The sequence below is a fragment of the Coleofasciculus sp. genome (assembly GCF_046565525.1).
Taxonomy (GTDB): Bacteria; Cyanobacteriota; Cyanobacteriia; order Cyanobacteriales; family Coleofasciculaceae; genus Coleofasciculus.
In genome coordinates, this window is the sequence record NZ_JBKHUP010000034.1 from 1 (window position 1) to 13,328 (window position 13,328).

Sequence of the window (13,328 nt, forward strand, 5' to 3'; positions counted from 1 at the left end):
TAGGGCTGGTGTATGTTGTTCAGTTCTGGGTGAAGAGGTGTCTTTAGTCGTGGAGCCCGCCCCCTGCTCCCCCTGCTCCCGCTGCTTCCCCTGCTCCCCCTGCTCCCCCTGCTCCCCCTGCTCCCCCTGCTCCCCCTGCTCCTCCTGCTCCTCCTGCTCCCCCTGCTCCCTACCCCCACCACAAGACTTATTCAGCAACCCCTAATTATTGGCGGTACTGAGAACTTCGACTAAAGCCTGATAAGCTGGTTTTGGACGATAGGATTTATCAAAAATTAAGGGCAAGTCTGGCTGACCGACAAATCCAGGAATCCAGGTAAATTTATCGGTAAATCCCCAGGTGACAAATGCCGTACAGTTGGGCGCCTTTAGACAGACGCCTAGCATATCCTGATAAACCGTTGCCTGTTTGACTAATCTCTCTGCCTCAGTTCCTGTACCGTTGTGGATTTGTACATCCATTTCAGTAATATGTACCTCTAATCCCAACTCCTCCAACCGCTTGATATTGGCGGTTACATCTTCTGGTTTAGGCGGATTTTTGATACTTTTGTGCATCTGCAAACCGACGCCATGAATGGGGACATCTTTCTCTAGCAAATCCTTAACTAAGGCGTAAATAGCATCAGATTTTTCGCCTAATCCTTCTCCGCCATAATCATTATAAAATAAGAGTGCTTGGGGGTCAGCTTCATGAGCCCAGCGAAACGCCAACTCGATGTAGTCAGATCCAATTCCTTGTTGCCAAATTGTTTTTCTGAGAGAGTCTTTACCGCCAACGGCTTCATTGACAACATCCCAGGCAGAAATTTCACCTCGGTAGTGACTGACTACGGTAAAGATATGCCGCCGCAAAATCTCTATCAACTCCTCCCGTGTCCACTCGGTTTCAGTTAACCAGTCGGGTAGCTGTCGATGCCAAACCAAGGTATGACCGCGTATTTGCATCTGATTGGCTTTGGCAAAGGTAACGATTTCATCAGCGGCGGTAAAATCGTAGCGATCGCGTTCTGGATGAATAGGCTTAAATTTCATCACATTCTCAGGCGTAACCATGTTGAACTCCCGCGCCAATACCTCCTGATAGGTGGAATCGTCGCGAAGGGCTTTTATCGATACGGCTGCGCCTATGTGGAAGTTTTGTTCTTGGGCTAAAGCACGCAAGGTTATATTGCCCGGTTGGGAAATGGCAGGGAGAGAAATGAGTAATGTTACTATTAATCCTAAGAGAATTAAGGCGCTAAAGCTGAGGATTTTTTTAATCATTTTAATCTCATTTATTTAAGGTATATATATGATATAGTACTTATTTTCCTATCTAGGTAATCATTAAATCTTTGTATCAATCTTATGGGGAGTATAGTTTAGCAGATATCACTAACGGCTAAAATCCCTCCATTTCTCCTATCTCTAAGCGGTAATCAAATACTTTTCCGCTCATACACCTGTTAAAGCGGGTACTCGGTTAGCTTGGGCTTTTTGTAAATCCACGGTTAAATTTTCACCACTGCGACGGGCTTCCCAAGAACCGGAGTCAACGCCACCGATACTCCACTGTCCATGCATAAAGTCTTCCGATTCCGAGATTGTACCGGTGTAACTAATGGGATAGTTAGAACTCGCGAGATAGCGTTTAACAAAGCTAATCCGGCGTCCAACAACTTCCCCAGTTAGTGACGCTTCGCCCAAGTAGCTGTCATCTAAGATATTACCTGTCACGGTATTGCCACTATGCAGCAGTGTTGCCTCAAATCTGGTGGGAACGTCCCACTGCCAATAGGTTCCTAGCCAAGTACCATTTACATCTGCCATCGGAGAAAAATGTATAGGATAAGGGATGCGATCGCTATTTTAACTAACTCCAACTCAATTCTGAAACCCATCCACCTAAATAAAGCAATTATAGCTGGTTTTCTCCAGAGGAAAACACCAATTATTTATATTGAGAATACATTAGACACCAGCTAAATTCTTGGCTGGGACTAGAATATTTTATTACAGATGATAAATTATCGGCATGGTCAATACCAGTCTGCGATCGCGAGTCCTGACACCCTGGAAAATTCCTTGACCTTTAAAGTAGTAGATCAGGGTATTTGTATCTAAAACGTACATTCAAAAACTCTCTCGTCGGATGTCTTCTCCTGATTCAGCACGAATCTCTTCCAGGTTAGGAAAGTCTATTGACCAAGTTCTATATTAGGCATTATCTATAAAATACAATCAATAGTACAAGAAAGCCGCCGCGATCGCATCCCTAGCTGTGAGGCTTCAGTTCAGCCTGGGTTGTATGATTTAACATGGAGGAGAGATGACTTTAAGGAGGAGAATCCTAATGACGTTGCCAGAATTACAAAAGCAAGCTTTACAATTACCGATTGGCGATCGCTGGAAATTAGTGCAAACTCTGCTGGAGTCTCTACAATGGGAAACTCGTTCCGTGGTGAAAAAGGGTAACTTGTCTCGGTTGCGAGGAATTGCCAAAAGTACAAATAAGTTGAGTGATGAAGGAATTACCGAGAATTATATTACCTATCTCACTGAGAAATATCAGTAATGCGAGTTTTAATTGATACAAATGTTGTAGGCGTGGTATGGGTATTTTGGCGATTCGAGCTGACGAGAGAGTTAAAAACGTCTACTTTACAGAGGAAACAATAACTGTAGATCTCATGGATGGGCGGGTAATTTCTGTTCCTCTCACTTGGTATCCAAGATTACTGAATGCTACGTCTGAACAACGGGAAAAATGGGAAGTATGCGGTGGAGGTTATGGGATTCACTGGGAAGAGATAGATGAGGATTTGAGTACAGAAGGAATGTTAAGGGGAGCGCCTGCTCCCAGAGCATCCTTGGCTAATAGCTAAGATGAATTCTGACGCGATCGCACGCCGCACTCTCCACAATTCCCCAAGTTGAGTTGGCATCATTTTATCAGATATTGGATATTGTAATATTAAGCCAACTTACGCTAATAGAGGTATGGCTTACCGCATCGAATACTCACCAGAATCAGAGACACATCTACAATACCTAACGGCTCGACAGCAGGCGATTGTCTTGGATACTGTCGATGAGCAACTGATGTATCAACCGACAGTTGAGACAAAAAACCGAAAGCTAATGCGCCCTAATCCCCTTGCTCCTTGGGAACTTCGCATTGGTAATTTGCGCGTCTACTATGATATAGAAGAGGAGCCTGACGCTGTGGTGTATATCAATGCCGTCGGTATCAAGGAACGCAATCAAGTTCGTATCGCTGGGGAGATTTATGACCTATGAAAATTGTGGAAATTGGACAGGCAAACGCAACACTAGCTGAATATACCTCTGAGCTAGCTGAGGAACCTGTTATCATTACCAGCAACGGTCAACCTATTGCCGCTTTGATAACATTAGAAAATGTCGATATGGAGACGATTTCACTGAGTACCAATCCTCAATTTATTGAATTAATTGAGCGTTCACGGGAACGTCGTCGCGCTGAGGGAGGAATTTCTAGCACAGAAATGCGGCGTAGACTGGGATTAGGCAATAAAGATAGTTTTTAGATTTAGCCAACATGGATAATTAAGCATCTTGGGAAATACCCGTAAACAAGTCAGAGATATCAACAATTTAATTATGAACACACAAGTTTGGATGCCCCTTCCCTATTTTCCCGTAGACCCCAGTAACTACCCGCCTGCACTTGTTCAATTGGGCGCGATTCCCAATCAGCATATTGAACTAGGGCAAGAGATAGAACTAATAAATACTGTCAGTCTATTTACAGGAACGTCTTTCTGCATAAAAATTACGGGTTTTCGAGATAACTTTGTTCTAGCACTTTCTCCCTATAGATCGGTTAGAACCCAAGCTGAGAATTATTTCTTTTCAATATATCCACGAAATGCTTACAGGCGGCTCACGACAGAAGAATACTATAGACTTTACCCGGAAGAACAGAATTTGCTGCCTGAGAGAGTAATAAACCCTGAGTAATTTTTTCGGAGGAATAAAAATAACCTGACTTCTCATCGGAAATCTAGAAACCTGCGAAAGTCGGGGCGGGTTTAGTAAAATCTGGGTGCAACCAAAAACATAGTCGTGAAACCCGCCCCTACACACTCAACACCCACGTTGCGCTACATACCGTGCGTGAAAAGTCAGAAATCGTCATCAGTATATGAGCAGAACAAATAGCACCTCTAATAGTTGACGCGAGATATGGTAATCCAATAAAATAAAATCATAATATTTTTGTTCTTGATTTTCCATGTTACTTGAGGCAATTTTTGCAATCGGTACAATTATTATTACAGAGTTTGCGAGGGTGGCTTGTCGAGAAGTCATTGAGCAATGGACTTCTCGTAGTAAAGAGAATGCATCAAATCACGGTGGATATAGTGAGCGCACTAACAAAACTACTAAAGACATTATCAATGATATTGAAAATATAGATGCTGAAATTGTTGACCTTGAACGGAAGAAACAGCGTGATGTTTATGTACCAATCTCAGACAATGAACATTTAGAGTATCTGGAATTTTTGCGAAATGAAAAATTTAATGATTATCAAAAAGCAAAGAAAAAAGAAATTGCAGAGGAGCAATATAAAAACCCTGATAATTATGAAACGTCAGTTCTAAAAAATGACAGTATCCATGTACTTCAGTATCACATGGGTCAGGTAGTCCTTGAAAAAAAATGTGCAGAACCAGGATGCGGAAAACCAATGATTCTGCAATCTAGAAAACGCTTAGATGGTAGTTTATATTGCCTTGATGACTTCTTCTGGTCTTGTACTGGTTATTATAGCAATCTACCTTTTAAGTGCAACGCAACGCAAAAATTTAAAGCAAAGGATATTGCTTTACTTCACAAGTCAGATATTTTTGAGTTTCAAGTTTCCCAATCTGATCTATCTAGAATATTTAATGAAAAATCGATTCAAAAAGCAACAATAAATCGAGTTAAATATCACTTAAGAGATAAGGATAATGAAGTTCTATGCCCCATTCATTATGTACCTATGATTCTCAGAGAAAAACGTGAACATAAGGGTGTTGCTTTAGATATGTTTTTTCTAGCGTGTCCTCATCCAAAATGTCCGCAACTGTTTAAATTAAAATCACCGGCTCAATTAGCTGCGTATTTGAGCAGAAAAGAAGGTCGTGGAATTCTATAGTCATACCCTCAAATTGAACATGACTAGAATCTGGGAAAATATCTGCAAGCCGACTCACCAGTTTACGGCTTAGATTTTGGTCAAACAATAGCTTCAAGTCTCACCTACCACAGCAATAATACGACGTTCCCGATCAGCCGCAAATGCCAAACACGCTCGGATATCTTCCTCTGTCAACTCCGGGAAATCATCTAAAATTTCTGCATGGGACATTCCCCCCGCCAACCAGCCCAACACATCATACACAGTAATCCGCATTCGTCTAATACAAGGCTTCCCGCCACGCTTACCGGGTTCGATGGTGATAATGTTTCTATAACTCATAACTTGACCTCAACTATAAATTATCATCTCATATACTATCGCCTCAAAAACCTCTGCGTCCCTCTGCGTAAACCTCTGCGCCCCTCTGCGTTAAAAAAACACATCGCTAGCAGAAATAAATCCCCAAAAACAACCCAACTTTTCAAGAGAAATCTAGAAACCAACAAAAGTCTGGGCGGGTTCATTCACATCCCTTGTGCAACCGAAAAGATAGTAGTAAAACCCGCCCCTACAGAGACACCACATACCGTAAAAAGCAAAAACAACGCCCCCTCACAACCAATGGCAGAGGCAACGCTAAGATCATCAAGGACAATTACCCGCCATTACCCTCATGTCTGATCTGACCAAAATTGCCTCCAACCCTACCCCATCCCTCAATGGAAACCAACCCCCCAGCCAAAACACCATCCGCATCCGGGGAGCCAGACAACATAACCTAAAAAACATTAACCTCGATCTCCCGCGCGATCGCTTAATCGTCTTCACAGGCGTCTCCGGTTCCGGCAAATCCTCTCTCGCCTTCGATACCATCTTCGCTGAAGGACAACGCCGCTACGTCGAATCCCTCAGCGCTTATGCCCGTCAATTCCTGGGACAACTCGATAAACCCGATGTAGACGCCATTGAAGGGTTAAGCCCTGCTATCTCCATTGACCAAAAATCCACATCCAATAATCCCCGTTCCACCGTGGGTACAGTTACCGAGATTTACGACTACCTGCGCCTATTATTTGGTCGAGCCGGAGAACCCCACTGTCCGATCTGCGATCGCAACATCGCCCCTCAAACCATCGACCAAATGTGCGATCGCGTTCTGGAACTCCCCGATCGCACCAAGTTCCATATCCTCGCCCCTGTCGTCCGGGGTAAAAAAGGCACACACAAGAAGCTACTCTCCAGTTTAGCCGCCGAAGGATTTGTTCGCGTCCGCGTCGATGGCGTGATCCAAAATCTTTCTGATCCGATTGAGTTGGATAAAAATTATACCCACACCATTGAAGTGCTGATTGACCGCTTAATCAAAAAGCCTGGACTACAGGAACGTCTAACCGACTCCCTCGCAACTTGTCTCAAGCTTAGCAGTGGAATTGCGGTGATCCAGGTATTAAATGATACATCGGCAGAGTCAGCCGGAGTCCGACCAGACTCAAATTATATACGTACTGACGAAGAAAATGCAACCTCTTCTGAACAACAAATCCCCCAAGAAATCGTCTTTTCAGAAAACTTTGCTTGTCCCGAACATGGCGCTGTCATGGAGGAATTATCCCCTAGACTCTTTTCCTTTAACTCCCCCTATGGCGCTTGTCCTCACTGTCACGGATTAGGTAATTTACGCACCTTTTCTCCAGAACTTGTCATCCCCGAACCCAGCCAACCCCTATACTGTGCGATCGCGCCTTGGTCGGATCGAGATAATTCCTATTATCTATCCCTGCTTTACAATATCGGACAAGCCTACGGCTTTGAACTGGGAACGCCGTGGCAGAAACTAACACCCGAACAGAAACAGGTGATTCTCTACGGGGCGGATAATCCGATTTGGATCGAAGAATTTAACGATTACCGCCGTTATCGGGGGGTACTTCCGATCCTGCAAAAGCAATATGACGAAACCAGTTCCGATACTTATAAGCAGAAATTAGATCAATATTTAGTAGATCAACCATGTGAAGTCTGTAAAGGGAAACGGTTGAAGCCAGAAGCCCTCGCGGTAAGGCTGGGACAGTATCGGATTACTGATTTAATTGAGGTTTCCATTGAGGAAAGTCGCCAACGGATTGACCAATTCCAACTCTCATCCCGTCAGGCAAAAATAGGCGAACTCGCCCTCAAAGAAATTAAAGCTCGATTGCAATTTCTCTTAGATGTTGGCTTAGATTATCTCACACTAGATCGGGCGGCGATGACCCTTTCTGGGGGAGAAGCTCAACGAATTCGGCTAGCAACTCAGATTGGCGCGGGATTGACGGGGGTTTTATATGTGTTAGATGAACCGAGTATTGGGTTACATCAACGAGATAATGGGCGGTTATTAGCAACCTTGCAGAAATTGCGGGATTTGGGTAATACCTTAATTGTAGTGGAACATGATGAAGAAACCATTCGCACGGCTGATTGGATTATTGATATTGGTCCAAAAGCGGGAATTCATGGTGGCGACATTGTGGTTGAGGGAAATTTCACCGAATTACTCAATAGTGAAACCTCGTTAACGGGAGCCTATTTATCGGGACGCCAGAGCATTGAAACACCAGGAGAACGGCGCAAAGGTAACGCGCGATCGCTGGTGATCAAAAATGCCCACCGAAATAATCTTAAACATATCGATGTGGAGATTCCTTTGGGTAAGTTGGTTTGCATTACAGGAGTTTCCGGTTCGGGTAAATCCACGTTAGTCAACGAACTCCTTTATCCAGCGTTACAAAATCACCTGAGTCGCAATGTACCGTTTCCCAAAGAGTTAGATAAGGTCAAGGGATTGAATGGAATAGATAAAGCAATTGTCATTGATCAATCCCCAATTGGTAGAACCCCCCGTTCTAATCCCGCCACCTATACTGGGGTATTTGATGTGATTCGCGGACTCTTTGCGGAAACTATTGAAGCCAAAGCTAGAGGGTATAAAGCCGGACGGTTTTCTTTTAACGTTAAAGGAGGGCGCTGCGAAGCCTGTGGCGGACAGGGAGTTAATGTGATTGAAATGAATTTCCTCCCCGATGTTTATGTGCAATGTGAGGTATGTAAAGGCGCAAGATATAACCGAGAAACCTTGCAGGTGAAATATAAGGGATATTCGATTGCTGATGTTTTGAATATGACAGTGGAGGAGGCGCTAGAGGTATTTAAGAATATCCCGCGTGGGGTGAATCGTTTACAAACTCTCGTGGATGTGGGATTAGGATATGTACATTTAGGACAACCTGCACCTACCTTATCCGGGGGAGAAGCGCAGCGGGTGAAATTGGCGACAGAGTTATCGCGACGGGCGACAGGAAAGACGTTGTATTTAATTGATGAACCAACAACGGGGTTATCGTTTTATGATGTGCATCATTTGTTAAATGTGTTGCAGCGATTGGTGGATAAGGGAAATTCGGTGTTGGTGATTGAGCATAATTTAGATGTGATTCGTTGTAGCGATTGGGTGATTGATTTGGGTCCTGAAGGTGGGGATAAAGGAGGAGAAGTGATTGCGGTGGGGACACCGGAGGATGTGGCGGAGAATGAAAAATCCTATACGGGGATGTATTTAAAGGAGGTGTTGAAGCAGTATCCGTTGAAAGTAGAAAGTGCTAGTTCTTAGTTGGGGAAATGTAAGGTTATGGAGGGGAACGAATATATTTTTTTAACGCAGAGGTTCGCAGAGGGTAGCGCAGAGGTTCGCAGAGAATTTTGGAGTGTAGTGATTTCCTAGTGCTAAGGGTTCGCCTAACTGTAGGGGCACCATCCTTGCGCCTTTATCGATTTGAAACAAATATATAATATTATGGTATATGAATTGGAATAGGATAGACTTTTAGGACTATTGGCTGAAAGATAAAGGATTGACCCAATATGACTGACGAGGATCAAACACGGGTAGAACACTTTGCTATCCTTAAGTCTAAGTACCAAGCCAGCGACTATGAAGACTCATCCCCCGCGAGTCTGCTGTATTTTATCCTTCGGAAAGCTGACTTGGGAATTCAGCTAGCCGAGATAGAGGCAATTTGGCTCATAGAGCGTAACCTTTTTGAAACAATTAAAGCTATCCGTAAGCAACAAATACAGAGAAAACAAAAAAATCGAGAAATTAGAGAATTAGAAAGTGACTTTGAGCATTTAAAATCTAAGTATACAGCCACAAAACACTCTATTCCTTGGGAATCAACTCCGCTTTACTTTATACTTCGCAAGTTAGACTATGAAAATAAGCTAAGTGATTCGGAAATAAAATGGCTTAAACATTGTGGGTATGATGAGACAATTGCAATCGCTCAAACAATCAAACATTTTTATACATTAAAAACAAAGTACAAAGCGACTAAATATCAAGATACATTTCCTGATAGTCGGTTGTATCAAATCTTAAAAAAACTGGATGCAAAAGAACCGTTACGTGATTCAGATATTACCTGGCTCAACGAACATGAGCTATTTGAAACTTTGACAGTTATCCAGGAACAAGAAGCGGTAATGGAATCTGAATTTGCTCAACTCAAAGATAAGTACCAAGCGACTAAACACCCAAATTCGTCTGTATCCAGTCCGCTGTATCTTATTCTAAAAAATCTTGAGGCAGATCAGCCGTTAAGTAAGTCACAAATAGACTGGCTAGAAGCGCATCAACTGATTGAAACCCTTGATATTGTTCAGCAGTTGGAACAGACGCGGCACTTTACTGAACTGAAAACAAAGTATAAAGCGAGCCAATACGAAGATTCATCACCCTCTAGTCACCTATACAAAGTCCTGAAAAAACTTGAATCAGAACATCCGCTAGGTGAACAGGATATTAATTTTCTAAAAAAGCGTCAATTAACTGATATAATTACCATCGCTCAAGAGCAATACGCAGCGACGCTAAAGTCCAAGATTGAATTAGGAGATAAACTGGAGGAGTCAGAGGTAGACTGGCTGAAAAATAATGGACGGGAGAATATAATTGCGATCGCGCAAGCCAAACACTTCGCGACTCTCAAGTCCAAGTATAATGTTTCGGACTATAAAGATACATCTCCCTCTAGCCCTTTATATGCGATTCTGAACAAGTTAAAGAAAGCCGAACGTTTGGAACCAAAGGATGTGGCTTGGCTTCAGGAGAATAAAATTTATGAATGGCTTTCACTGTTATCTGGGAAAATTGCGATCGCCTACCACAAAATTGAAGCCAATTTTTACGAACAAGAGTATCAGCGCACTGGCAACAAATGGAATTTGCCCAATGCTAGCAGTCATTGGCGTAAGGCAGATAAACCCAGACAGGCATTAAAACTGACAGAAAACCTCGACTTTGACAAAATTAAAGAAAATAAGCTAAAATCAGCATTACTAACCACTAGGGGTGGAGCATTTCGAGACATTGAGGAATTAAAGAAAGCCGAAAAATGTGCGCTTAAAGCGATTGAGTATCAGCCAAGTAGCCATCACCCTTACACCTTAATGGGAGCAATTTGTTATGAACGGCGTGAATATGGAAAGGGTGATTATTGGTTTGAAGAAGCAATTAAACGTGGGGCTTCTCCCAGAGATCAGGATGCTGAGATTAAGCGAGTGGTGAAAACGGCTAAAGATGAGAACAAGCGCCGCGAAGTTGTGAACTATTTACTTAAAAAAGATCCACAAAGGTATGCTTGGGCTAAGTCTTATCTGAAAAAGTCTAAAAAGAAAGGAAAATGACAGGGAAAAAGATACCTTGCACCTATGGTGTTCAGTTTGTGCGATCGCGCATTCTTTTGGGGCGCATTCTTTTGGGGCGTCTTTTGTAGGGGCGGGTTTGACAACCAACTGATATGACTCACCATTTAATTTTATAAACCCGCCCCGATCGCATCCTAGATGTGACAGATGTATTATATTGGTAGGATATCCTAAATCTTACCCATCCTGAGAACATGCGATCGCGTCTTTCCTGTAATCTGCTCCCGGATTATTTTTTTGCCCGATTGGGGTGGAGAGGGGGCGGGTTTAGATACGTTATTCCCAAAAACCGTTACGTGGGCTGTAAAACCCGCCCCAGAGAGAATTAATTCATGTTTGATTTATAAATTGTCTCTCACCCAAACCCGAAATACTTTCAATAGAGCTATTTCTCCCATTGTTTTACTCTGCTGAATAAATCGACTCATTTCACTGACAGATACCAAAGGAAAAGCTAGGCTAGATTCGCACTCAATATATTGTCCTTCTACCCGTTGATAAAATCGCAAAACTTGCCCATTATACCGCCAAAGTTCAGGTACACCTAGCGCCGAGTAAATCTCAAACTTATTCACAGAACTGCTGGTAATATCAATTTCAATCGCTAAGTCAGGGGGCGGATCAGTTTCTAAATTGATATCTTGGCGACCTCGAATATCGGGTTCATTTTGGATATAATAACAATTATCAGGCTCTATACCTCGCTTGACTATTTCTCGTTTTAGCGTGGTCGAACCAGCACTTTTAATCTCAATATCTAACTCTTCGGCTAATACAACAATGAAATTACCCAAATTAGCTTTAGGATTTTCATGTTCAAAACGAGGCGTCATAATTTCCAACGTACCACAATCATAAGCAAACCGATAACCCCGGTTTTCACCCGTTTCTGCCAATAAGGTTTCAAACGTTTGCCAGCTAATATTGTGCAGGACAGTTCGTTGTTCAGCTAGAGTTGAGATTGTCAGCATATCTATACAGTTAGTTAGGATCTGTTAAAATCATGGCAACAAACCTATTCCCCTCAAAAACCTCTGCGTCCCTCTGCGCTTACCTCTGCGTCCCTCTGCGTTAAAAAAAATATAAATCCCTAACCCTAAAAAACCGTAGGGTAGGCAACGCCCACCCCACACCTCTACTCCATGACACTTTTGAAAAAGTCTATTGTCTCTTTCAACGCCTGAACAAAAACGTCAATCTCTTCTCGTGTATTGTAGAAATACAAACTCGCCCGCGCCGAACCCATTACCTCTAAAATACGGTGTAACGGTTGAGTACAGTGATGACCCGAACGAATCGCCACCCCTTCATGGTCTAATAACGTAGACACATCACTCGACGCCAATCCCTCAACATTAAACGATGCTAAAGCTGCCCTTCCTTTCCCCTCTGCTGTCGGTTGAGGACCATACAGGGTCAAATCAGGAACATCCCGTAATTGTTGGAATAGATACGCCGTAAGTTCCTCCTCATAAGCATGGATTTTATCCATACCAATCCCCATTAAATAGTCTACCGCTGCACCCAGCGCGATCGCTTCCCCAATCGCAGGTGTCCCCGCTTCAAATTTGTGGGGCAATTCGGCGTAGGTGGAATAGTCGAGAAAGACTTCAGAAATCATCTCACCCCCACCCATAAAGGGAGGCATTTCCAGCAACAAATCTAATTTGCCATACAAGAAACCAATCCCTGTGGGCGCACACATTTTGTGACCCGATGCCACTAACCAGTCACAACCCATCCCCTGGACATCAATGGGTGTATGGGGGACAGATTGGCAAGCATCAATCAATACCTTAGCGCCATACTGATGTGCGATCGCAATAATCTCCTCAACTGGGTTAATACATCCCAACGTATTCGAGACATGCACCACACTAACTAACTTCGTCTTCTCAGAAATCAGAGACTTGAACTGTTCTAAATCAAACTCCTGGCTTTGTGTCAGTTCCACATACTTCAACACCGCCCCCGTCTTCTGGGCAATCATTTGCCAGGGAACAATGTTGCTGTGATGTTCCATCACCGAGAGAATTATTTCATCCCCTGGCTGCAAACGATTTAATCCCCAGCTATACGCCACCAGGTTAATCGATTCTGAGGCATTCCGGGTAAAAACAATCTCATTCCGCGACGCCGCATTCACAAACGCCGCCACCTTATCCCGCGCCGACTCATACGCTTCTGTCGCCCTAACACTCAGCGCATGAGCGCCTCGGTGGACATTAGCGTTATCCCTTTCATAGTAATTTTGCAGCGCCTTAAGCACCGCCAAAGGCTTCTGAGATGTGGCAGCACTGTCAAGATAAATTAATGGTTTATCGTGAACTTTCTCCTGCAAAATGGGAAAGTCAGAACGGACGATAGCAGCTAGGGTCTTTTCTTGAGTGATGGTCATTGGTTATTCGTCATTTGTCTTATGTCATTG

At 43.3% G+C, this 13,328-nt stretch carries 15 protein-coding genes and 1 pseudogene; 9 read left to right on the forward strand and 7 right to left on the reverse strand.

Going from position 1 to position 13,328, the window contains the following annotated elements; genetic code table 11:
* From ACLGGO_RS13960 to ACLGGO_RS13970, 3 genes are all read right to left on the reverse strand, one after another.
* The coding region (locus tag ACLGGO_RS13960; RefSeq protein ID WP_446419766.1) for a hypothetical protein at nucleotides 1-198 on the reverse strand (198 nt) is incomplete at its 3' end.
* Nucleotides 199-201: 3 nt separating this feature from the next.
* The gene (locus ACLGGO_RS13965; protein ID WP_446419767.1) at nucleotides 202-1,266 is read right to left on the reverse strand and encodes an endo-1,4-beta-xylanase; all 1,065 of its coding nucleotides are present in this window, start codon (nucleotides 1,264-1,266) and stop codon (nucleotides 202-204) included.
* 171 nt (nucleotides 1,267-1,437) lie between these two features.
* On the reverse strand, nucleotides 1,438-1,812 hold the full coding sequence (locus tag ACLGGO_RS13970) for a hypothetical protein (RefSeq protein WP_446419768.1): 375 nt from the start codon (nucleotides 1,810-1,812) through the stop codon (nucleotides 1,438-1,440).
* Nucleotides 1,813-1,821: 9 nt separating this feature from the next.
* Here ACLGGO_RS13970 and ACLGGO_RS13975 point away from each other — a divergent pair, with 9 nt between their 5' ends.
* The 7 genes from ACLGGO_RS13975 to ACLGGO_RS14005 all read left to right on the forward strand — a co-directional run bounded on the left by ACLGGO_RS13975 (nucleotide 1,822) and on the right by ACLGGO_RS14005 (nucleotide 5,170).
* Nucleotides 1,822-1,968 (forward strand): hypothetical protein, encoded by a 147-nt coding sequence (locus tag ACLGGO_RS13975; RefSeq protein WP_446419769.1) that lies wholly within the window; start codon nucleotides 1,822-1,824, stop codon nucleotides 1,966-1,968.
* Nucleotides 1,969-2,335: 367 nt separating this feature from the next.
* Nucleotides 2,336-2,557: a hypothetical protein gene (locus ACLGGO_RS13980; RefSeq protein ID WP_446382664.1), complete on the forward strand. Its 222-nt coding sequence runs from the start codon at nucleotides 2,336-2,338 to the stop codon at nucleotides 2,555-2,557.
* A gap of 37 nt (nucleotides 2,558-2,594) precedes the next feature.
* A complete protein-coding gene (locus ACLGGO_RS13985; protein ID WP_446361586.1) occupies nucleotides 2,595-2,867 on the forward strand; it encodes a DUF2442 domain-containing protein in 273 nt (90 codons plus the stop codon).
* Between the two features lie 115 nt (nucleotides 2,868-2,982).
* Nucleotides 2,983-3,282, forward strand: coding sequence for a hypothetical protein (locus ACLGGO_RS13990; RefSeq protein WP_044205657.1), 300 nt, complete (start codon nucleotides 2,983-2,985; stop codon nucleotides 3,280-3,282).
* A complete protein-coding gene (locus ACLGGO_RS13995; RefSeq protein ID WP_446419770.1) occupies nucleotides 3,279-3,551 on the forward strand; it encodes a type II toxin-antitoxin system Phd/YefM family antitoxin in 273 nt (90 codons plus the stop codon). Before ACLGGO_RS13990 ends, ACLGGO_RS13995 begins: the two co-directional genes overlap by 4 nt.
* A 73-nt stretch (nucleotides 3,552-3,624) precedes the next feature.
* Nucleotides 3,625-3,984, forward strand: coding sequence for a hypothetical protein (locus ACLGGO_RS14000; protein WP_446419771.1), 360 nt, complete (start codon nucleotides 3,625-3,627; stop codon nucleotides 3,982-3,984).
* 274 nt (nucleotides 3,985-4,258) lie between these two features.
* Nucleotides 4,259-5,170 carry a hypothetical protein gene (locus ACLGGO_RS14005; protein WP_446419772.1) on the forward strand — a complete coding sequence of 304 codons (912 nt, stop codon included), beginning with the start codon at nucleotides 4,259-4,261 and terminating at the stop codon, nucleotides 5,168-5,170.
* Nucleotides 5,171-5,180: 10 nt separating this feature from the next.
* Here ACLGGO_RS14005 and ACLGGO_RS14010 read toward each other — a convergent pair.
* Both ACLGGO_RS14010 and ACLGGO_RS14015 read right to left on the reverse strand, forming a co-directional pair.
* Nucleotides 5,181-5,267: pseudogene (locus ACLGGO_RS14010) on the reverse strand (DUF5615 family PIN-like protein); the annotation flags it as partial.
* Complete coding sequence (locus tag ACLGGO_RS14015; RefSeq protein WP_446419773.1) at nucleotides 5,264-5,494, reverse strand: DUF433 domain-containing protein; 231 nt, start codon at nucleotides 5,492-5,494, stop codon at nucleotides 5,264-5,266. The gene ACLGGO_RS14015 and the pseudogene ACLGGO_RS14010, both read right to left, overlap by 4 nt.
* 334 nt (nucleotides 5,495-5,828) lie before the next feature.
* On the opposite strand from ACLGGO_RS14015, the gene uvrA reads away from it, so the two are divergent.
* The gene (gene uvrA / locus ACLGGO_RS14020) at nucleotides 5,829-8,804 is read left to right on the forward strand and encodes an excinuclease ABC subunit UvrA (RefSeq protein ID WP_446419774.1); all 2,976 of its coding nucleotides are present in this window, start codon (nucleotides 5,829-5,831) and stop codon (nucleotides 8,802-8,804) included.
* 251 nt (nucleotides 8,805-9,055) lie between these two features.
* On the forward strand, nucleotides 9,056-10,879 hold the full coding sequence (locus tag ACLGGO_RS14025; RefSeq protein WP_446419775.1) for a hypothetical protein: 1,824 nt from the start codon (nucleotides 9,056-9,058) through the stop codon (nucleotides 10,877-10,879).
* 362 nt (nucleotides 10,880-11,241) lie between these two features.
* On the opposite strand, the gene ACLGGO_RS14030 is transcribed toward ACLGGO_RS14025, so the two are convergent.
* Nucleotides 11,242-11,871, reverse strand: a complete 630-nt coding sequence (locus ACLGGO_RS14030; RefSeq protein ID WP_446419776.1) for a Uma2 family endonuclease — start codon at nucleotides 11,869-11,871, stop codon at nucleotides 11,242-11,244.
* A 164-nt stretch (nucleotides 11,872-12,035) separates the two neighbouring features.
* Entirely contained in the window at nucleotides 12,036-13,298 is a 1,263-nt protein-coding gene (locus tag ACLGGO_RS14035; protein WP_446334018.1) for a SufS family cysteine desulfurase, read from the reverse strand.
* Between the last annotated feature and the right edge of the window lie 30 nt (nucleotides 13,299-13,328).